This window comes from Flavobacterium sp. (genome assembly GCF_044357305.1).
GTDB lineage: Bacteria > Bacteroidota > Bacteroidia > Flavobacteriales > Flavobacteriaceae > Flavobacterium.
This window is the reverse complement of sequence record NZ_JBIKPS010000034.1, coordinates 1-21,568: the sequence shown is the minus strand read 5'-3', so window position 1 is coordinate 21,568 and position 21,568 is coordinate 1. Positions and strand designations below refer to the sequence as shown.

At 34.6% G+C, this 21,568-nt stretch carries 16 protein-coding genes, 2 tRNA genes and 1 rRNA gene; 13 read left to right on the top strand and 6 right to left on the bottom strand.

Annotated features, from left to right (window positions below; all coding sequences use genetic code 11):
- A 5S ribosomal RNA gene (rrf, locus tag ACIQ2J_RS13985) occupies nt 1–89 on the top strand; the annotation flags it as partial.
- Between the two features lie 1,355 nt (nt 90–1,444).
- Here rrf and ACIQ2J_RS13980 read toward each other — a convergent pair.
- The gene (locus ACIQ2J_RS13980) at nt 1,445–1,888 is read right to left on the bottom strand and encodes a DUF4268 domain-containing protein (protein ID WP_396170948.1); all 444 of its coding nucleotides are present in this window, start codon (nt 1,886–1,888) and stop codon (nt 1,445–1,447) included.
- Between the two features lie 67 nt (nt 1,889–1,955).
- Between ACIQ2J_RS13980 and ACIQ2J_RS13975 the strand changes: the two genes are divergently transcribed.
- Together ACIQ2J_RS13975 and ACIQ2J_RS13970 are read left to right on the top strand one after the other, a co-directional pair.
- Nucleotides 1,956–2,594 carry an NUDIX hydrolase gene (locus ACIQ2J_RS13975; protein WP_396170945.1) on the top strand — a complete coding sequence of 213 codons (639 nt, stop codon included), beginning with the start codon at nt 1,956–1,958 and terminating at the stop codon, nt 2,592–2,594.
- 45 nt (nt 2,595–2,639) lie between these two features.
- Nucleotides 2,640–3,452: a lysophospholipid acyltransferase family protein gene (locus ACIQ2J_RS13970; RefSeq protein WP_396170943.1), complete on the top strand. Its 813-nt coding sequence runs from the start codon at nt 2,640–2,642 to the stop codon at nt 3,450–3,452.
- 4 nt (nt 3,453–3,456) lie between these two features.
- On the opposite strand, the gene ACIQ2J_RS13965 is transcribed toward ACIQ2J_RS13970, so the two are convergent.
- The 4 genes from ACIQ2J_RS13965 to ACIQ2J_RS13950 form a co-directional block, all read right to left on the bottom strand.
- Nucleotides 3,457–4,059, bottom strand: a complete 603-nt coding sequence (locus ACIQ2J_RS13965) for a hypothetical protein (protein WP_396170941.1) — start codon at nt 4,057–4,059, stop codon at nt 3,457–3,459.
- Between the two features lie 4 nt (nt 4,060–4,063).
- Nucleotides 4,064–4,558, bottom strand: coding sequence for an RNA polymerase sigma factor (locus ACIQ2J_RS13960; protein ID WP_396170939.1), 495 nt, complete (start codon nt 4,556–4,558; stop codon nt 4,064–4,066).
- 225 nt (nt 4,559–4,783) lie between these two features.
- Nucleotides 4,784–6,307, bottom strand: a complete 1,524-nt coding sequence (locus ACIQ2J_RS13955) for an OmpP1/FadL family transporter (protein ID WP_396170937.1) — start codon at nt 6,305–6,307, stop codon at nt 4,784–4,786.
- Between the two features lie 29 nt (nt 6,308–6,336).
- The gene (locus tag ACIQ2J_RS13950) at nt 6,337–7,422 is read right to left on the bottom strand and encodes a hypothetical protein (protein ID WP_396170935.1); all 1,086 of its coding nucleotides are present in this window, start codon (nt 7,420–7,422) and stop codon (nt 6,337–6,339) included.
- Between the two features lie 100 nt (nt 7,423–7,522).
- On the opposite strand from ACIQ2J_RS13950, the gene proS reads away from it, so the two are divergent.
- The 10 genes from proS to ACIQ2J_RS13900 all read left to right on the top strand — a co-directional run bounded on the left by proS (nt 7,523) and on the right by ACIQ2J_RS13900 (nt 20,217).
- Nucleotides 7,523–9,001: a proline--tRNA ligase gene (proS, locus tag ACIQ2J_RS13945; RefSeq protein WP_396170932.1), complete on the top strand. Its 1,479-nt coding sequence runs from the start codon at nt 7,523–7,525 to the stop codon at nt 8,999–9,001.
- A 77-nt stretch (nt 9,002–9,078) separates the two neighbouring features.
- Nucleotides 9,079–9,150, top strand: a tRNA-Glu gene (locus ACIQ2J_RS13940).
- Nucleotides 9,151–9,197: 47 nt separating this feature from the next.
- Nucleotides 9,198–9,269, top strand: a tRNA-Glu gene (locus ACIQ2J_RS13935).
- Nucleotides 9,270–9,306: 37 nt separating this feature from the next.
- Nucleotides 9,307–9,558 carry a 30S ribosomal protein S20 gene (rpsT, locus tag ACIQ2J_RS13930; RefSeq protein WP_396170930.1) on the top strand — a complete coding sequence of 84 codons (252 nt, stop codon included), beginning with the start codon at nt 9,307–9,309 and terminating at the stop codon, nt 9,556–9,558.
- 195 nt (nt 9,559–9,753) lie between these two features.
- Nucleotides 9,754–11,550, top strand: coding sequence for a translational GTPase TypA (gene typA, locus ACIQ2J_RS13925; RefSeq protein WP_396170928.1), 1,797 nt, complete (start codon nt 9,754–9,756; stop codon nt 11,548–11,550).
- 93 nt (nt 11,551–11,643) lie between these two features.
- Nucleotides 11,644–12,927 carry an anthranilate synthase component I family protein gene (locus tag ACIQ2J_RS13920; protein WP_396170926.1) on the top strand — a complete coding sequence of 428 codons (1,284 nt, stop codon included), beginning with the start codon at nt 11,644–11,646 and terminating at the stop codon, nt 12,925–12,927.
- Between the two features lie 22 nt (nt 12,928–12,949).
- A complete protein-coding gene (gene tilS / locus ACIQ2J_RS13915; protein WP_396170924.1) occupies nt 12,950–14,257 on the top strand; it encodes a tRNA lysidine(34) synthetase TilS in 1,308 nt (435 codons plus the stop codon).
- Entirely contained in the window at nt 14,257–16,263 is a 2,007-nt protein-coding gene (locus tag ACIQ2J_RS13910) for a cytochrome c biogenesis protein CcdA (protein WP_396170922.1), read from the top strand. The genes tilS and ACIQ2J_RS13910 overlap by 1 nt, the downstream gene beginning before the upstream one ends.
- 126 nt (nt 16,264–16,389) lie before the next feature.
- Nucleotides 16,390–17,925 (top strand): YifB family Mg chelatase-like AAA ATPase, encoded by a 1,536-nt coding sequence (locus tag ACIQ2J_RS13905; protein WP_396170920.1) that lies wholly within the window; start codon nt 16,390–16,392, stop codon nt 17,923–17,925.
- A 99-nt stretch (nt 17,926–18,024) separates the two neighbouring features.
- Nucleotides 18,025–20,217, top strand: a complete 2,193-nt coding sequence (locus ACIQ2J_RS13900) for a CehA/McbA family metallohydrolase (RefSeq protein WP_396170918.1) — start codon at nt 18,025–18,027, stop codon at nt 20,215–20,217.
- 597 nt (nt 20,218–20,814) lie between these two features.
- Here ACIQ2J_RS13900 and ACIQ2J_RS13895 read toward each other — a convergent pair.
- Nucleotides 20,815–21,568, bottom strand: a 754-nt coding sequence (locus tag ACIQ2J_RS13895) for a T9SS type A sorting domain-containing protein (protein WP_396170916.1), incomplete at its 5' end; no start/stop codon positions are given.

Here is a 21,568-nt window from a genome sequence, read left to right as displayed (position 1 = left end):
GGCTCACCTCTTCCCATTCCGAACAGAGAAGTTAAGCCCGATTGCGCAGATGGTACTGCAATTTGTGGGAGAGTATGTCGCCGCCTTTTTTTATTAAACTCCAATCTTTACAGATTGGAGTTTTTTTGTTTTGGTGCGGCGTGTTCGCAAGCTCGGTTCGCCGCCTTTTTTTATAAAATCCCTCATCATTTATTTGATGAGGGATTTTTTTGTGCTAATTTTTATGAAAAATTAATTAAATAGATTCCGAACATAGAAGTTAAGCCCGATTGCGTAGAGGATACTGCAATTTGTGGGAGAGTATGTCGTCGCCTTTTTTATAGAACTCCAATCTTTACAGATTGGAGTTTTTTTTATGCAAATTTTTATGAAAAATTAATTAAATAGATTTAGAACAGAGAAGTTAAGCCCGATTGCGCAGAGGATACTGCAGATTTGTGGGTGTTATGTCGCTGCCTTTTTTTATAGAACTCCAATCTTTACAGATTGGAGTTTTTTTTTGGTGCGGTGTGTTCGCAAGCTCGGTTCGCCGCCTTTTTTTATTAAACTCCAATCTTTACAGATTGGAGTTTTTTTTATGCAAATTTTTATGAAAAATTAATTAAATAGATTTAGAACAGAGAAGTTAAGTCCGATTGCGCAGAGGATACTGCAATTTGTGGGAGAGTATGTCGCCGCCTTTTTTTATTAAACTCCAATCTTTACAGATTGGAGTTTTTTTTATGCAAATTTTTAAGAAAAATTAATTAAATAGATTTAGAACAGAGAAGTTAAGCCCGATTGCGCAGATGGTACTGCAATTTGTGGGAGAGTATGTCGCCGCCTTTTTTTATAGAGCTCTAATCTTTACAGATTAGAGCTTTTTTTGTTTTGGTGCGGTGTGTTCGCAAGCTCGGTTCGCCGCCTTTTTTTTATAGAATCCCTCATCATTTATTTGATGAGGGATTTTTTTGTACTAATTTTTATGAAAAATTAATTAAATAAATAGCGAACAGAGAAGTTAAGCCCGATTGCGCAGAGGATATTGCAATTTGTGGGAGAGTATGTCGCCGCCTTTTTTTATTAAACTCCAATCTTTACAGATTGGAGTTTTTTTGTTTTGGTGCGGCGTGTTCGCAAGCTCGGTTCGCCGCCTTTTTTATAGGGTTCTAATATTTACAGATTGGAGCTTTTTTTTGTTGATTTTTTATCGAAAATGGATTTAATAATATTGAATCAATGGATTAATACCAAAACCTGTGGGGAGATTAAAACGGAACCGTATAAGCTAAAAAAATGAATTATTTAACAAAGTATAAACGTATAACTGAAACTTCTGGAAAATTCTAGGTTTCTTGCGTGAGGGATGGAAGCGGCATCCTTTGCTTTTATTGCGAGGTCACGAGCAAAAAAGCAAAGATATAGCGGACAGCCCGACCCGAAGGGACACGCCATAAGGAAATAATTAGGTATTGATTTCTAGATCTTTAATGTAGTCTTGGTGTTCTAAAAAGAATTCTTCAAATGGGGACATAGCATTGTGGAAAAAAGTAAATATTTCGTTCCAAGTGCTTTTATTATTGAGGCTTACGTTTAGTTTTTCAATCCAAATTCGACTGATGACTTTTCCGCTTTCTAGATAATAGTTTCTCTCGAGAATGGCCTCTGGAAGGTAATCTTCAAGAAGAATGGTTTGTAAGGATTGTATTTTTTCGAAGTAAATTTTTCTTTTTTCTTCTTCTTTGGGTTCAATATCGAGTAAAACTTGTGCTTTTTTATTGTCTACATAAAATTTGAAGGTAACATCCTTAATTTTGGTGTCGTATAAAAGCCATTTTTTTGGATAAGTTGCTGCAAATTCTACCCAAAATTCTTTTTTTATTTTTAAACTTTCTTCTTTGCTGTACATGTTGAATTGCTAGTTTGGGTATGTAATCTTTTTTTGGTAAATTTATAAATAATATAAGCGAATTGCTATGAATTTCAATCTCTTTTTTAATGGTATTTCTAGGATTTCGGAGTTAGATTTACCTGCAGTATCTTCTCATGTTAAAATGGCTCCTTTAGAACGAATTAAATCTCTTCATGAAATGCAAGATTTTAGTGATTCTGCTAAAAAAGCTGCTGTGATGATGTTGTTTTATCCTAAGGGAGAAGTTGCTCATTTGGTTTTAATTGTTCGGAACACCTATCCAGGCGTGCATTCTTCGCAAATTGCTTTTCCTGGAGGAAAGGTGGAAGAAACCGATTCGGATTTACAAGAAACTGCTTTGCGGGAAACGTTTGAAGAAATTGGAATTCCTGCAAATCAAATTAATGTGGTTAGAAGTTTTTCTTCTATTTACATCCCGCCTAGTAATTTTTTGGTGTATCCTTTTATGGGTATATCTCCTACAGAATTACAATTTGTGTTGCAAGAAGAGGAAGTTGCCGGAATTATTGAAATGCCAGTTTCTATGTTGTTAGACGATTCTATTATTGCGCATAAAATTTTAGAGACCTCTTATGCTAAAGAAATGAAGGTTCCGGTTTTTCAAATTCAGGGGCATGCTGTATGGGGAGCAACGGCAATGATGTTGAGTGAATTAAAAGATGTTTTGAAAATGGTGCTATAAAGGATAACTTTTTGTAAATTTGCCTTTATTATTCTTTAAATTACTATGGGTTTGTTTAAGCGAAATCCTTTTGGACACCTACTTTTTATTAAAAAATGGCTCATTCGTATTTTTGGATGCATCACTCATAGGAGGTATAGAGGTTTTAACGAACTGCAGATAGAAGGTTCTGAAATCATTAGAAATCTTCCCGATAAAAATGTACTTTTTATCTCCAATCACCAAACGTATTTTGCGGATGTAGTGGCTATGTTTCATGTTTTTAATGCTAGTCTTTCGGGACGTGAAAATAGCATTAAAAATGTTGGTTATTTATGGCAACCCAAGTTGAATGTATATTATGTTGCTGCCAGCGAAACCATGAAAGCGGGTTTATTGCCTAGAATTCTTGCCTATGTTGGAGCCATAACGGTGGAACGAACTTGGCGTGCCGATGGGAAAGATGTAACCGAAAAACGAGATGTTAATCCTAACGATACCGAAAATATTAAAATAGCACTTGCCGATGGTTGGGTAATTACTTTTCCGCAAGGAACAACCAAATCGTTTAAACCCGTTCGTAAAGGAACGGCTCACATCATAAAACAACACAAACCAATTGTGGTTCCAATAGTTATTGATGGTTTTAGAAGATCTTTTGACAAAAAAGGTCTGCGTATGAAAAAGAAAAACATACTCCAATCCTTTATCATCAAAGAGCCTTTAGTTATTGATTATGAAAACGATACGATAGATCAAATTGTCGAACAAATAGAATATGCAATAGAGCAGCATCCTTCCTTTTTAAAGGTAATTCCTTCCGAAGAAATTGAAGAACAAGAAAAATTAAATCGCCTACGTAAGTGGGAATATTTGTAGAATACTATAAATCAATTTTCATTAATTCCTTATAGTTTTTATTTAATTTACTTAATAGGCTTCCATAAAGGAGTTTATAAAATCCCCAAATTAATACCATTATTAATGGTACAATAAATATAATTACTAAATATTCGGTTGTACGATTTACAGCATGGTCTTTAGAATACGCATTATTAAAACCATCGATTGCTCCAAAAACACCAAAAAATCCCCCAATTAACACATTCCATAAAATATAATAATTAACTACCTTACGCGTATTTATTATTTGCTCAATTAAATTTTTAGAAGAATCCAATGCCGAAATGGCTCTGTATTTCTTATAAAAAACAATTATAAACCCAATTACCACAATGTAGTTCAGGTAATTTATAATATTTAAATACGGATGCAGTGCTAAAAATTTATCAATGTTTTCATCATTAATAAAGAAGCCAATTCCATTTAATACTATAAATTCCAATATACTAATGATCAAAATCCACTTCACCAAAGAAGAAGAATGTTTATGTATCATTTTATAAATTGCACTTTCCGATAGTTGTTCAAAAGAATTGGTATCCTTTTTCCAATCTTTTTTCAGTAAATCCAGCTCTTTCATCATAATCTTACGGATTTAATATTTTTTTTAATTTCCCTTTTATTCTATTCATTTTCACCCTTGCATTTACTTCACTAATTCCTAATGTTTCCGATATTTCGGTATAATTTTTATCTTCCAAATACATGAAAATCAGCGCTTTTTCAATATCATTCAGTTGGTGAACTGCCTTGTACATTAACTTTAATTGCTCCTCCTCTTCGGTATTGTAATCCTCCTGACTAATAAAATAACTCTTACTCTCATAATCCACCGTAGAAATACTTCGAGTACTCTTTCTATACAGCGTAATTGCCGTATTCAAAGCCACCCGATAGGCCCAAGTAGAAAATTTAGACTCTCCCCTAAACTTCGGAAAAGCCTTCCACAACTGTATCGTAACCTCCTGAAACAAATCTTTGTGCGCATCTTCACCTGTGGTATACAGGCGACAAATCTTATGGATAATATTCTGATTATCCTTAAGTTGCTTCACAAATAATTGTTCCAAACTTTCACTCATACCTCTGTTAGTACTTTAATTTTATTAATTGTTACAATATACTTATTTTTTTTCAGAAGCGAATGGCTTGCGCATTTTAGTAAAGGCAATTCCCGCTTTCGCCTTTAGTCTCGTTCCGTACCTCCACGAGAGCTATCGGCTCAATCGGGGCTAAACTATCAGCGAAGTACACAAAAAAAACCATCCGAAAGAACGAATGGTTTAAGTAAGAATATTTAATTTTTTTTACAATTCAAACAATAACGTCAAGTTTACAGTATTGTTAACCGATTTAATTCGCGCGGCATCGGTTAGACCTTGAGAGAAAAATTGTTGGTCGTAATCGCGTTTGGCATATGCGTAAGCTAAATCCAATTTAGTACTCCCAAAGTTGTAGCCTAATCCTCCAGAATAACCAGTTAATGCGCCAATAGTAGTGCCATTTTTATACGGACTTTGTTCGTATCGGTAACCACCACGAAGGCTTATTTTTTTTATTTTATACTCTCCACCAAGTCGAACCTCTGTGGCAGTTGTTAGGTTATTCGCCATGATGGTATTAGTAGTTGAAAAGTCTCCTTTTGGTCGGTAGGTAGTAGTACCATAATTTTTAGAGGTAAGATCCACACTTAGTAACCCACGTTTTCCAAAGATATAAGCAAAACTTCCAGTCCATTTTCCAGGAGATTGTAATTTATAAGGAACAAAAATCATGGTTGTGTTAGGGTCGGTCACAACTGTAGAATAAATAGCGTTATTTTGAGTAGAATTCAATCCATATCCTGAGGTAGTAACTCTTTGGCTAAGTTCATCTGTTAAGCGATACCAAGTAGGAGATTCATAGGCTAAACCAAGACGAACTTCTTTCGCTGGTTTGAAAATAGTTCCTAATTGAAATGAAAATCCACTTCCATAAGTATATAAATCATTACTAAAACGAATTACATCTACGGTAGATCCTGTAGTATATTTCGGATTACTATTCGATTCATAAAAATTACTTGTTTGACGATAATCTAAAAAATGCGAATTCAAATTCAATCCAAACAACCATTTGTCAGTATATTGTCCCGCAAAGTTAAAAGCAACTTTACTATTGTATCCTGTAGAATGAATTCTGTTTTCTTGGTAGTAATTACCATCTGTTGTACCTGGTGCAATATTGGTATAATAAGCAGTATTTGTATCTATATTGGAAGATGGATCAATAATGTAGGAGTTGTAGCCTAAATAAGCTTGTTGCTCATTGTAATACAATTCATCAAAATAGTAGTTGTTTAATACTCCTAGCTCCACTCCATTTGCATAACTCAAGAAGTAGTTGTCCACCGAATTATTTAGGTTGGTTCCTGCTGAAAATATAGAATTGTCTAGATTTCTAGCATTTTCATAATTCAAAGAAAATGCAAATTTTCTCCAATCACTTCGAATATCTTCGTTATTAAATACAAAAACTGCTCCTGCTTGGTTTATTGCAAAACTGTTGTTGCTATCGGAAGTTTTTATCCCAAAATAATTGGAGTCATTATTGGTGTTATAATTTGCTAAAGTAAAACCAACTTGATTGTTTGCGAAAATTAGGGAACCCGCAGGATTCACGTTCAAAGAGGAAAAATCACCACCAACTGCACCAAAAGCGCCACCCATTGCTCTAAAACGAGCAGTTCCGTTAAGATCCGTTTGAGAAAAACGCATCGCATCATTAATATCTTGAGCCTGTATTGAAGTAATAGCTATACTTGCTAATGCTATTGCAAATATCTTTTTCATAGTACTAAATTTAGAATTAAATAAAAAAATTAACGTCTTCCGCCACCGCCACCGCCAGATCTTCCGCCCCCGCCACCAAAGCTTCCACCACCACTAGAACTAGGGCTTGGAGAAGAATAATTATCCGATCTTGGAGAAGAATAAGTTGGAGAAGGAGTAGTATTTGATCTAGGTGTTGAATAAGTAGGCGTTGAATAAGTATTTGATCTAGGACTTGTATAAGTAGACGAAGGAGTATAAGTTCTTGGGCTGCTAGTAGAATTGCTTGGAGTATAAATTCTCGGGGTACTATTGTTGTTATAATTGGATCTTGGAGAACTATTATCGTTGTAATTAGTTCTAGGCGATGGGTTGTCATAGTTTCTAGAGCCAAAAACCCCTGAATTTCTTCCACCGTTGTTTGATGAACTTCTACCTCCACTAATTGAAGAATTTCTTCCGCCATTTGTATTTCCAATGCTGCCACCTACAAAATTAGTATTTCTTCTTCCGCCTGAATAGGCATAGTTATGTCCTGAGTAACCGTTATTCCATCCCCAGTTGTTAACATAGCCACCACCGTAAAATCCCCCATAGTATCCCCCGCCATAATATCCATACCAACTTGGGCCATACCAAGAATTCCATCCCAAGCCCCAGCTTGGTCCGTAAAAACTATTATATCCCCAATAGTTTCCATACCACCCGTTATTCCAACCCCAATTGTTACCAGCCCAACTGTTGTAATAACCCCAGTTGTTCCATCCCATATTGTTGCTATATACGTTTACAGTATAATTATCGGTATTGTTAGAACCCCAACCTGCATAATTTGTTTCTGTAGCAACTTGTTGTTGTGGTTGTTTTTTTAAAGAATCGGATACAGAAGTGTAATTTTCTACATCAGTAAATACTTGTTCGTTATCTTTGTTTAGATTACTAAAATATTCTTTGTAGTAACCACCATTGTTATTTTGATTTTCTAAAGGTCTTGGTTTATCACTAGATCCATAGACGCCATCATTGTCATAGTAAGAAGAGTTTTGGTAAGAACCACAAGAAGTTACAAGCAATGCGAAAAATCCAAGTATGGAATAAATGGAAGTTTTTTTAGTTAAAAAATAAATTGTTTTCATATCTATAGCATTTTAATTGTTGGACAATACAAAAATAGTTAGTTTTGCGGAACTATTTAGTTAAAATAAGTTAAACAATTTTTATGCCAAACTATTTCTCATGAGCAAGAACTTAACAACGCGATCGGAAGACTATTCCAAATGGTATAATGAACTAGTGGTTAAAGCCGATTTAGCCGAAAACTCTGGTGTTAGAGGTTGTATGGTTATTAAACCGTATGGTTACGCTATCTGGGAAAAAATGCAAGCCGAACTTGACCGAATGTTTAAAGAAACCGGACATAGCAATGCCTATTTTCCACTATTCGTGCCAAAAAGCATGTTTGAAGCCGAAGAAAAAAATGCAGAAGGCTTCGCCAAAGAGTGTGCAATTGTAACCCACTATAGATTAAAAAACGATCCAGATAGACCCGGAAAATTAATGGTAGATCCCAATGCTAAGTTAGAAGAAGAACTTATTGTTCGTCCTACTAGTGAGGCTATTATTTGGTCTACCTATAAAGGTTGGGTGCAATCGTATCGAGATTTGCCTTTGCTTATTAACCAATGGGCTAATGTGGTTCGATGGGAAATGCGAACTCGTTTGTTTTTGAGAACTGCAGAGTTCTTATGGCAAGAAGGTCACACAGCTCATGCTACTAAAGTAGAAGCAATTGAAGAATCGGAAAAAATGATGAACGTCTATGCCGATTTTGCTCAAAACTTTATGGCAATGCCCGTAATTAAAGGATTTAAAACCGAAACCGAACGTTTTGCAGGTGCCGAAGAAACCTATTGTATTGAAGCATTAATGCAAGACGGAAAGGCTTTACAAGCAGGCACATCTCATTTCTTAGGTCAAAATTTCGCCAAAGCATTTGATGTCAAATTTGCTAATGCAGAAGGTAAACAAGAACACGTTTGGGGGACCTCTTGGGGTGTTTCTACCCGATTAATGGGGGCTTTGGTAATGACGCATTCGGATGATAATGGATTGGTATTACCTCCTAATTTAGCGCCAATTCAAGTAGTTATTGTTCCGATTTTTAAAACGGAGGAAGAATTTGATAAAATTTCAACAGTAGTAAAAGAATTAGTTGCTCAATTCAAAAAATTAAACATTTCCGTTAAATACGACGATAGAACTACCCAAAAACCAGGATTCAAATTTGCAGAATGGGAATTGAAAGGAGTTCCAGTACGAATAGCTGTTGGACCTAAAGATTTAGAAAACGGCACTTTTGAAGTTGCTCGTAGAGATACTTTAACTAAAGAAGTAGTTGCTAAAGATGGAATTGTAAATTATATAAATGATTTGTTAGAAACGATTCAAACCGATTTATACCAAAAAGCTCTTGACTATCGAACCAATCATATTACGGAAGTAAATTCCTTTGAAGAATTTAAAACTATTTTAGAAAATAAAGGAGGATTTATTTCTGCACATTGGGATGGAACAGCCGAAACGGAAGAAAAAATCAAGGATTTAACTAAGGCAACCATCCGATGTATACCCTTAAACAGGGTAGAAGAGGAAGGAAATTGTGTTCTAACTGGAGCTAAATCCGCTGGTAGAGTGCTGTTTGCGAAAGCATATTAAAAAAAACAAAAAAAAGTTACAACTGCTATTGTACGAATAAAAAATAGTTGTATTTTTGCATCCGCATTTAAGCAGTAGGCCCGTTCGTCTATCGGTTAGGACGCATGGTTTTCATCCATGTAAGAGGGGTTCGATTCCCCTACGGGCTACAAGTTCAATTACAGATTGAGATTATTAATTAACCAAAGATGGCATTGGCCCGTTCGTCTATCGGTTAGGACGCATGGTTTTCATCCATGTAAGAGGGGTTCGATTCCCCTACGGGCTACAAAAAAAATTATTTACAAAAAAAATATTAAGAAAAAATGGCAAATCATAAGTCAGCTTTAAAAAGAATCAGAAGTAACGATAAGAAAAGAGTATTAAACAGATACCAACACAAAACTACTCGTAACGCTATCAAAGCAATAAGAATTGCTACTGATAAAACAGACGCAGCTTCTAAATTGGCTAGTGTAATCTCTATGATTGACCGTTTAGCTAAGAAAAATATTATTCATGATAACAAAGCTTCTAATTTAAAATCTAAATTAACTAAGCACGTTGCAAAATTATAGTAGTATTCTTTTGGATACTTACAAAAAAACTTCCAGTAATGGGAGTTTTTTTGTTTTAAATCATTTTGTATATGTTGTCAAATAGGTTGGATTAGCTTGTTTTATGACAATATTAGTTATTAAAATGTAAACTATTGGAGCTAAGGTTTTTTTAATCGAAATAAAGTGTACCTTTGCACCCATTAAAAATCACAGATGGAATCTATTAGAAACATTGCAATTATTGCCCACGTCGATCACGGTAAAACTACTTTGGTGGATAAAATTATGTACCATTGTCAACTTTTTCGTGATAACGAAAATACAGGTGACTTAATACTTGACAACAACGACTTAGAGCGTGAAAGAGGTATAACTATTACTTCTAAAAACGTTTCGGTTGTTTATAAAGGTACCAAAATCAATATTATCGATACTCCTGGTCACGCCGATTTTGGTGGAGAGGTAGAACGTGTATTAAATATGGCTGACGGCGTTTGTCTGTTAGTTGATGCTTTTGAAGGTCCAATGCCTCAAACTCGTTTTGTACTTCAAAAAGCCTTAGATTTAGGTCTAAAACCATGCGTAGTTATTAATAAAGTGGATAAAGAAAACTGTACTCCTGAAGAAGTTCATGAAAAAGTTTTCGATTTAATGTTTGAATTAGGTGCAGAAGAGTGGCAGTTGGATTTTCCAACAGTTTACGGTTCAGCTAAAAATAACTGGATGTCGGATCATTGGGAAAACGTAACAGATAATGTGGAAGCATTATTGGATATGGTTATCGAAAATGTACCAGCTCCAAAAGTTTCAGAAGGAACACCACAAATGTTGATTACTTCATTAGATTTCTCAGCATTTACAGGACGTATCGCAATCGGTCGTTTGGAAAGAGGAGTGTTAAAAGAAGGTATGGCAATTTCTCTTTGCAAAAGAGATGGTGTAATCGTAAAATCACGTATCAAAGAATTGCATACTTTTGAAGGACTTGGTCGTAAAAAAGTTCAAGAAGTAGTTGCAGGAGATATTTGTGCTATTGTTGGAGTAGAAGGTTTTGAAATTGGAGATACAATCGCCGATATTGAAAATCCAGAAGCTTTACAAACTATTGCTATTGATGAACCAACAATGAGTATGTTGTTTACTATTAACGATTCGCCTTTCTTTGGTAAAGAAGGAAAATTCGTTACTTCTCGACATATTAGAGATCGTTTGACTAAAGAGTTAGAGAAAAACCTAGCAATGAAGTTAGGTGAAACGGATTCTGCAGATAAATTCATGGTTTTTGGTCGTGGTGTATTACACTTATCGGTTCTTATTGAAACCATGAGAAGAGAAGGATATGAATTACAAATTGGTCAACCACAAGTTATCATCAAAGAAATTGATGGTAAAAAATGTGAGCCAATTGAAGAATTAACCATCGATTTACCAGAATCACTTTCAGGAAGAGCGGTAGAGTTTGTAACTTTACGTAAAGGTGAAATGTTGAGTATGGAAACTAAAGGGGAACGTATGATAATAAAATTCAATATTCCATCTCGTGGAATTATTGGATTACGTAACCAATTACTTACAGCAACTGCTGGTGAGGCTATTATGGCACACCGTTTTATAGGATACGAACCTTACAAAGGCGAAATTTCTGGACGTAACAAAGGTTCCTTAATTTCTATGGAAAAAGGAAAAGCAATTCCTTATTCTATTGATAAATTGCAAGATCGTGGTAAGTTTTTTGTAGAACCAAATGCTGAAATTTACGAAGGTCAAGTAATTGGAGAAAACTCTCGTGGTGATGATATGTGCGTAAACGTAACTAAAGAGAAAAAACAATCTAACGTTCGTTCTTCTGGAAATGATGAAAAAGCAAGAATTATCCCACCAATTATTTTCTCATTAGAAGAAGCATTAGAGTACATTCAGAAAGATGAATATGTAGAGGTTACACCAAAATCAATTCGTTTAAGAAAAATCTATTTGACTGAAACCGATAGAAAAAGATTTAAAATCTAGTTTTAGATTCTATTATAATTAAGCCGTCTCCTAATTGGGACGGTTTTTTTTTGCTATTTTTTTATTGTAAATTTGAAAAAATAAATTTCCCTTTTGAGAACCGTACTTTCCAAATCAATAGCCAATCCCTCCGAATTTAAAAAACAACTTTTGTTGTGGGCTAATTCGTTTCGGGAAGTGGTTTTTTTAGATTCCAATAGCTATCCACAAACCTATTCCAACTTGGATAGTATTCTTGCCCTAGAAGCCTTTACATCCATAAGTACCGATTTCTCAAAAGCATTTGAAGATTTACACCAATACCAAAGTCAAACTAAAGATTGGCTTTTTGGCTATTTATCCTACGATTTAAAAAACGATATTGAAGATTTACAATCCAATAATCACGACGGATTAGAATTTCCAGATTTGTTTTTCTTTCAACCCAAAAAACTTTTTCTGTTCAAAGGAAACCAACTAGAAATGCACTATTTGCGATTTTGTGATGATGAGATGGAAAGTGATTTTGAAGCTATAAATAAGTGTTCAGTATATAGTGATCATTGTTCAGAAATCAATATTAAACAACGAATTCCTAAAGAAAAGTACCTTTCTAAAGTATCTAAAATGTTGGAGCACATCCATCGTGGCGATATTTATGAAGCCAATTTTTGTATGGAATTTTATGCAGAAAATTCCCAGATACATCCATTAGAAGTATATCAAAAACTAAATATACTTTCGGAAGCTCCATTTGCGGTTTATTTCAAAAATAACCAGCAGTATTTACTATCGGCATCACCAGAACGGTATTTGAAAAAAGAAGGTACAAAAGTCATTTCGCAACCCATTAAGGGAACTGCAAAGCGTTTTTCAGATTCTAATCTAGACGAAAAATCCAAATTAGAATTATCTGAAGATCCCAAAGAACGCTCCGAAAATATTATGATTGTGGACTTGGTGCGCAACGATTTGTCAAAAACAGCCACCAAAGGCTCGGTTCATGTAGAAGAACTTTGCGGAATTTATTCGTTCCAACAAGTGCATCAAATGATTTCCACTATCGTTTCTGAGGTGGAACATACTACTTCTCCAATTGAAATTTTGAGAACAACCTTCCCGATGGGGAGCATGACGGGGGCTCCCAAGATTTCAGCTATGAATTGTATTGAAAATTTAGAAGAAACCAAACGCGGTTTGTACAGCGGTGCCGTCGGATATTTCACACCCAATGGTGATTTTGATTTTAATGTAGTCATCCGAAGTATTTTATATAATGCACAAAATCAATACGTTTCCTTTTCGGTTGGAAGTGCCATCACTTCCTTATCGGATCCCGAAAAAGAATACGAAGAATGTTTGTTGAAAGCAAAAGCTATGTTTGCCGTTTTGAGTTAAATAAAATCCGTATTTTTGAAAAATGCTACAAAAACTGCAACTTCATTTAAACGCAAACTTTCCCTTTCTACAAGGTAAACGCTTGTTTTTAGCCGTAAGTGGCGGTATGGATAGCATGGTTTTGTTGCAATTATTCTACCAATTAAATTATGAAATTGCCGTTTTACATTGTAATTTTTCTTTGCGAAATCTAGAAAGCGATGGCGATGAAGATTTTGTAAAACAATTTTGTGAGGAGAATCAAATTCCGATTTTTGTTCAGAAATTTGATACCAAACAATTTGCAGAAGATGCTAAAGTATCCATTCAAGTTGCTGCTAGAAAGTTACGCTACGATTGGTTTTACGAACAATTAACAGATGAAAATTTCGATTATATTCTAACAGCACATCATTTGGACGATAGTTTAGAAACTTTTTTAATCAACTTAACTCGAGGAACTGGCTTAGAAGGTTTAACCGGAATTCCCGCACAAAACGATAAAATCATCCGTCCCTTATTGCCATTTTCTAGAACGGAAATAGAAAGTTATATTCAAGGAAATAATTTGCAATGGCGTGAAGATTCTAGTAATGCATCCGATAAATATTTCCGAAATAAAGTGCGACATGCTATCGTTCCAGTTTTAAAAGAATTAAATCCGAACTTGCTTTCTTCTTTTCAAAATACAGTAGAAAATCTGCAACAAGCCCAATCCTTGGTGGAAGATGCTTCCAAATTAGTTTATCAAATAGTAGTACAAGAAGAAGATAATCAATTGAAAATCAATTCAATTGAATTGCTAAAACTGCCTAATTATGCTGCTTATTTATACCAATGGCTCAAAGATTTCGGGTTTACCGCTTGGCAGGATATCTATGATTTAGTAACTGCGCAATCGGGGAAACAAGTTTTCTCGAATAACTATATTTTGTTGAAAGATCGAGATTTTTTGATTTTGTATCCTAAAGAAAACCATACAACCGAGTTAGAATTTTTTGTTGAAAAAGGAATTGAAGAGGTTAAATTTCCCTTAAATATTACTTTTTGTAACGTAAGTGACATTTCAAATGCAAATTCCAATTGTATATTTGTCGATCAAGATTTCATAAAATTCCCATTAACGATTCGGAAATGGCAAGAAGGAGATTATTTTTATCCTTTAGGAATGCAGGGCAAAAAGAAATTGAGTAAATATTTTAAGGACGAAAAAATGTCTTTACTAGAAAAATCAAACCAATGGCTTTTATGCTCTAATAATGAAATTGTTTGGGTGATTGGAAAACGCCAAGACGAACGATTTAAAATTACAGAAAAAACAAACCATAAACTACAAATAAAACTATACTAATGAAGAAACTACTTCTATTACTTTTGGCTTTTTTTGCTTTTGCAAATGGAAATTCGCAGATTAAAAAGCCTGTAAAATGGACTTCCAAAACAGAAAAAATATCCGATACCGAATTTAATTTGGTTATGACTGCTGCTATTGAAGAGGGTTGGCACATGTATTCGCAATTCACACCTGACGATGGCCCACTAGCAATGGTGGTAACGGTTAAAAACCAAAAAGGAAACTTTGAATTAGTTGGTAAAGCCAAAGAAAGTGCCTATAAAAAAGAATTCAATAAAGATTTTGGTGTTGAAGAATTTTATTTTGAAAGTAAAGCAACCGTTACTCAAAGGGTTAAAATTACCAATCCAAAAACATCTAAAATTGTTATTAATATAGATTTTCAAGCGTGCCAAAATCAGTGTGTAAATGATAATGTAGATTTGACTTTTGCTATTCCAGCTGTAGCTGCAATTGAAACCAGTACAACAACTACCGATACAACTACAAACGTAACTCCAATTGTGGATACTGTAAAAAAAGCAACCGCACAAGATGTAAATGAGGCTAAACCAATAGCCCCTAAAAAAGAGGAGAAAAAAGGACTTTGGACAATTTTCTTTCTAGCTTTTATTGGCGGATTTGCAGCTTTGCTTACACCTTGCGTATTTCCAATGATACCCATGACGGTTAGCTTTTTTACCAAACAAAGTAAAACTCCAGCTCAAGGAAAACGAAATGCCATTATTTACGGAATTTCTATCATAGGAATTTATGTTGTTTTAGGTTTAGCCGTCACGGCTATTTTTGGGGCGGATGCTCTAAATGCGCTTTCTACCAATGTTTGGTTTAATGTGATTTTCTTTGTTTTATTAGTCTTTTTTGCTACTTCTTTTCTTGGTGCTTTTGAAATTATGCTACCAAATTCATGGGCGAATAAAGTGGATAGACAAGCCGATAGAGGGGGGATTGTAGGGATATTATTCATGGCGTTAGCTTTGGCAATTGTTTCCTTTTCTTGTACAGGACCAATTGTAGGAACACTTTTAGTGCAAGCCGCATCCAGTGGTGGAATTGCGCCAGTGATTGGAATGTTAGGATTTTCATCGGCTTTAGCCTTGCCATTTATGTTATTTGCAATGTTTCCAGGTTGGATGCATTCGTTACCAAAATCAGGGGGATGGCTGAACACCGTTAAAGTTTCACTAGGATTTTTAGAATTGGCTTTAGCATTCAAATTTTTATCTAATGCCGATTTGGTTTTGCAATTGCATTGGTTTGAAAGAGAAATCTTTTTAGCCATCTGGATTGCCATTTTTGGTACCTGGGGAATTTACTTATTAGGAAAAATAACGTTACCACACGATTCGGCATTAACCCATATTTCGGTTGGTAGATTGATGTTAGCCTTAGTAGTCTTATCGTTTACTTTTTATATGATTCCGGGGCTTTTTGGAGCACCTCTAAAATTAATTAGCGCTTTCCCGCCACCAGAAGAATATAGTGAAAGTCCGAATGGAGTAGGAGGTTCTGCTGCTGTTTTTTCTTCTGAAAAATTACCTGATGGAGCCGAAAGAAACAAACATGGTTTGGTAATTTTTACCGATTATGAAAAAGGTTTGGCTTATGCTAAAGAAGTTAATAAACCAGTTTTATTAGATTTTACAGGACATGCCTGCGTGAATTGTAGAAAAATGGAAAACAACGTTTGGACGGAGGTAAATGTTTCTCAAATATTGAAAAATGAAGTAGTGCTTATTTCTTTATTTGCAGATGACAAACGAGATTTACCTAAAAACAAACAATTCACTTCTAAATCTACAGGTGAAAAAATTGTTACAATTGGTGACAAATGGACCGATTTTATGATAACTAAATACAAAACCAATACGCAACCTTTATACGTTTTGGTAGATATCGAGGGGAATAACTTAAATTCGGTTACTCCAACAACTAGTTACGATCCCGATGCAAGATTGTATGAAAATTGGCTGAAACAAGGTATAGCAAATTTTAAGAAATAATATATCAAATGGATATTGTTAAGTCGGGCTTTGGTCCGACTTTTCTTTTTTATATTAAAATCTTCTATTTTAAATTTTAAAAACTTTCGTATATTTGAGAAAACAAGTTCTTTAAAAGCCAAAACCATGTTAGTAAAAGTATATGGAAGTGCCGTTTTTGGAGTGGAAGCTTCCAAAATTACGGTGGAAGTTAATATAGATAAAGGGGTGGGGTATCACTTGGTTGGACTACCCGATAATGCCATAAAAGAAAGTAGTTACCGCATAGCAGCTGCATTGAAAAATAATGGCTACCAACTCCCAGGTAAGAAAATTACTATAAACTTGGCTCCAGCCGATTTACGAAAAGAAGGTTCAGCCTACGACTTAACTTTAGCAATTGGCATTCTTGTGGCTTCAGGTCAAATAAAAGCAGAGGAAGTAGATAAATATATTATTATGGGCGAATTGTCGCTAGACGGCGGCTTACAACCCATTAAAGGAGCGTTATCTATTGCAATTAAAGCACGAGAAGAAGGTTTTAAAGGTTTCTTTTTGCCAATTCAAAACGTTAAAGAAGCAGCTATTGTCGATGGACTTGATGTTTACGGTATAGAAAACGTTACCCAAGTGATTGATTTTTTTGAAGGAAAAGGAACTATAGAACCAACCGTTATTAATACACGAGAAGAATTTTATAAAACGTTAGATTTTCCAGAATTTGATTTTTCCGATGTTAAGGGTCAAGAATCCATAAAACGATGTATGGAAATTGCTGCTGCTGGAGGGCATAATATAATTTTGATTGGGCCTCCAGGATCTGGAAAGACCATGTTAGCCAAACGATTACCGAGTATTTTACCGCCAATGACTTTAAAAGAAGCACTAGAGACAACCAAAATACATTCGGTTGCAGGTAAGATTAAAGATGCGGGTTTGATGAGTCAAAGGCCTTTTAGGAGTCCGCACCATACTGCTTCTTCCGTATCTTTAGTAGGAGGAGGAAGTTATCCGCAGCCTGGAGAAATATCCTTATCCCATAATGGTGTACTTTTTTTAGATGAATTACCCGAATTTAAACGAGAAGTTCTCGAAGTTATGCGGCAACCTCTTGAAGATAGAGAAGTCACTATCTCGAGGGCTAAATTCACCATTACTTACCCGTCTTCCTTTATGTTGGTGGCGAGTATGAACCCAAGTCCGAGTGGTTATTTTAACGATCCGGATGCGCCTGTGAGTTCTTCACCAATGGAAATGCAACGGTATTTGAGTAAAATTTCGGGACCTCTTTTAGACCGAATTGACATTCATGTAGAGGTAACTCCGGTGCCATTTGAAAAGTTAACGGAAACTCGAAAAGCCGAAAGTAGTTCGGAAATTAGGAAACGGGTTACTAGTGCTAGAGAAATCCAATCGAAGCGATTTGAAGCATTAGAAAACGTTCACTACAATGCCCAAATGGGGTCTAAATTGGTTAGAGAATATTGTGAATTGGAAGCATCTTCTTTAGAATTATTGAAAAATGCTATGGAAAAATTAAACCTTTCCGCAAGAGCTTACGACCGAATATTAAAAGTTTCTAGAACCATTGCCGATTTAGAGGCTTCCGAAAAAGTAGAATCGGTTCATATTGCAGAAGCTATTCAGTATCGTAGTTTGGATAGGGAAGGGTGGTTGGGGTAAATGCAGTTCTAAAACATAGTTTTTTTCTTACATTTTTTTTGTTAATTTTGTAAAGTAGTATATAAATGTACAATTACTAAAATTATTAAAAAATTTGTTATGAAAAAATTTGCATTAGCCTTTTTAATATTTTGGTTTAGTAATACTATAAATGTTTTTGCTTCTGAATATGCAACTACATATGAAATCACGTGTTCCGCTCCAACAACTCAACCAACAAATTTAATATTTGCAAATACCTTTAGTGATTATACTTTTGCATCCTTTACTCCTACAAATGCCGATGGATATTTGTCAATAATAAGCGCTTCACCTTCTTTAACTGCTCTACCCATTAACGGCGTTAATTATTCTGTTGGAAATACATTAGGCAACGCAACAATTGTTGGCGCTTCATCAGCAACTTCATTGCCAATATATTGGTTAAATTCTAATACTAACTATTATGTTTTTGTTTTTTCATATAATTACTTAGGTTGTAATTCTGGAATTCAATATAATGTTTCTCTTCCATTAGTAAATTCTTTTACTACAGGAATAGCATCCTCCTTTTTTCCTTCAACACAACCTACCAATTTAGTTTTTAGTACATCAACTAATACAACTATTTCTGGGTCTTTCACATCCGCTGGTACTTTTTCCTCTTTAGTTGTAATTAGTTCAGTTCCTTATCTTAATGCAACCCCTTTAGAACGGTGTGTTTATACTGTTGGGTCTCAAATTGGAAATGGGAAAGTTATAAGTGCTGGTAGTTCTAATACATTTATAGCAAGTGAGTTACTTCCAAACACAACGTATTATTTTTTCGTTTTTTCATATACAAGTCTATCGTGTAATTGCGGTACACTTTTTAGGACTCAACTTCCATTAATTGGCACTAAGTCTACAGCAACATCTCCTTGTGTTGCACCAACAAATCAACCAAGCACAATAGTTTTTAATACTCCTTTAACATCAAGCGTTTCAGGATCTTTTACACCTACAATTGCAGACGATTATTTAATAGTATATAGCTTGTCTTCCACATTAAGTTCACAACCAGTTAATGGAACAGTATATTCTCCGGGTGCTGTATTAGGTAATGGTACTGTTTTATCGGTTAACAATTCTACCTATTTTAATGCTACAGGATTAATAGCAGGAACCACTTATTATTTTACCATTTTCGCCCTGAATGATGTTGCTTGTAGTAATGGTCCTATATACAATAGTACTTCCCCATTAAAATCAAATATTACTTTAACAGCAACAACTCTAAATTATTATTTTGGCAACTTGCATTCCCATAGTGAATATAGTGATGGAACAGGATTACCGTCAGGAGATTTTGCCTATGGCGATGCTGCTAATTGCATGGACTTTTTAGGAATAAGTGAGCATAATCATGTAAGCGCTGGGATGGCATTGTCTAATTGGAGTTTAGGTAGAGCACAAGCACAAGCAGCAAGTACGCCAAATTTTTTAGCCTTATACGGCATGGAGTGGGGAGTAATCTCAGGCGGAGGGCATGTTATTGTGTATGGTGTTCCAAATTTATTAGGATGGGATGCAGGACAATACAATACTTTTGTAGCCAAAAATGATTACATAGGGACATCTGGTTTGTTTCGTACAATTAATAACTTTGGAGGAAATGCTTTAGCTACTCTTGCACATCCTAATAACTCTGATTATGGTGGAATAATGAGTACTTACAATGCTGAAGCAGATAGTGCAATTGTTGGTACAGCAGTAGAAAACGGACCATCAACTTCTACTAACACCACCTATAGCGATCCACCATCATCAATGTCGTTTTTAACTTTCTATAGAAATATGTTAGCTAGAGGTTATCATCTAGGACCTACAATTGATCACGATAACCATAATGTTACTCACGGACACACCAACTTAAGTAGAACAGTGGTTTTAGCGCCAAGTTTAACTGAAAATGAAATATTAGGAGCAATGCGTAAGATGCGTTTTTATGCTAGTCAAGATTGCTCAGCATATGTTAACTTTAAAGTAAATAATAATACATTAGGAAGTATAATAACCAATGCGGGAGCACCAAATATTACTGTAACGGCAACTACTTCAAATCCTATTACTTCTTTAAAAATTTATTCAGGAATTTCAGGTAGTGGAACTAATGCAACTATATTAACTAGCACCACAACAGGAACTATAAATTATACTCATACAGCGCTTGCTAATGGCAATTCAATTTATTATTATTTAGATATTACAGAATCAGATGGAAAGCGAATAATAACTTCACCTATTTGGTATACCCGTAACGATACTCCCTAAAAATTTAATTTTAATTAGTACTTATAGTAGGTTGGGGTAAAAATAAATAAGATTGCCTTTAGTTAGATTATAATGTTACTTTTATTAAAGTACCAAGTTCATAAAAGTGACATATAAAAAAAAGAGTTGGTAACTGTAATTTCTTAAAAAAAACTAAACACATTTTTAAACCCAAACGAGAAATGGATACTTGTTAAAAATCAGTAAAGGCGAATACTTGAGAGAATAAACTTAAAGTCTTTTTACTAGGTTGTAGCATTATTGGTTGGGGTAGTTTTTTTATCATAAAATAGTAGTGAGGTTATAAATTAAAAATCCTTAAACTAATTTTTTTAAAGTTATTTAAGGATTTTGTGACTTCAAAAAGATAGAAATTTAGAATAGTTTTCAAAACTTTTTTGTCTTTATTGTTTTTTTTCTTATGGATATAGTGATTTTATTTTTTGACTAAAACATCTCAAATGGGCTGATAATAAAAAAACCTGTTCAAAAAAATGAACAGGTTTTTGTTAATTCAAATACGTTAATAATCATTTTACCATCAAACTATTTATTTAGTAAATCTAATTAAATAATTAAAATTTTTATAAATAACAATTATCTTTTAATAACACGAAGCGTTTTAGTTTTTTCTCCTTGGCTTACAATTACATTGTAAACTCCAGAAGGGAAGTTAGCACCTACTTCAAATCCTTCTACTTCTGTAGTTTCTAGGATTCGGTTTTCAACTAATTTACCTAACATATCGTAAACTTTTACTTGTAAAGTTTCTTCACTACTAGTTTTAATATCTAGTTTGAAGTTCTCTGCAAATGGGTTTGGATAAGCTACAGCTTTAAACACTATTGAGGCTTCTTCTTCTCTAGTTGTAGTAGTACAAGCTTTGATCCAAACATTTACTGGTGTACTATATGCTAAAGTAGCACATGAACCGCTTGTTAATTTAACACGGAACCAAACATTACCTGTCGCAGAACTAGTAGCACTTAAGATAGTAGCTGTAGCTCCTTCAATATCGGTCCAAGTTGCAGCAGTTGTTGTATTACTAACAGCTGTTGTACTTGTTCCGGCATTATAATATTGCCATTGGATAGAACCAATTGATCCTGAAGCTAAAGTTAATGTTTTTACTCCGCTACAAACAGCTGTTGCTGATGTAGTAGCACCTGAGTTACCTGTAACTGCTGCAGATTTTGCAGAAGGACTAACCGTAACTGTTACAATATTTGATGTTGATGAAGAACAAGCTCCTTTAGATACTACCACTCTATAAGCTGTAGTTGCTGTTAGATTTCCTGTTGCTAATGTTGTAGTTAAATTACCTGCAACTGCAGCAAATGTTCCTGTTACA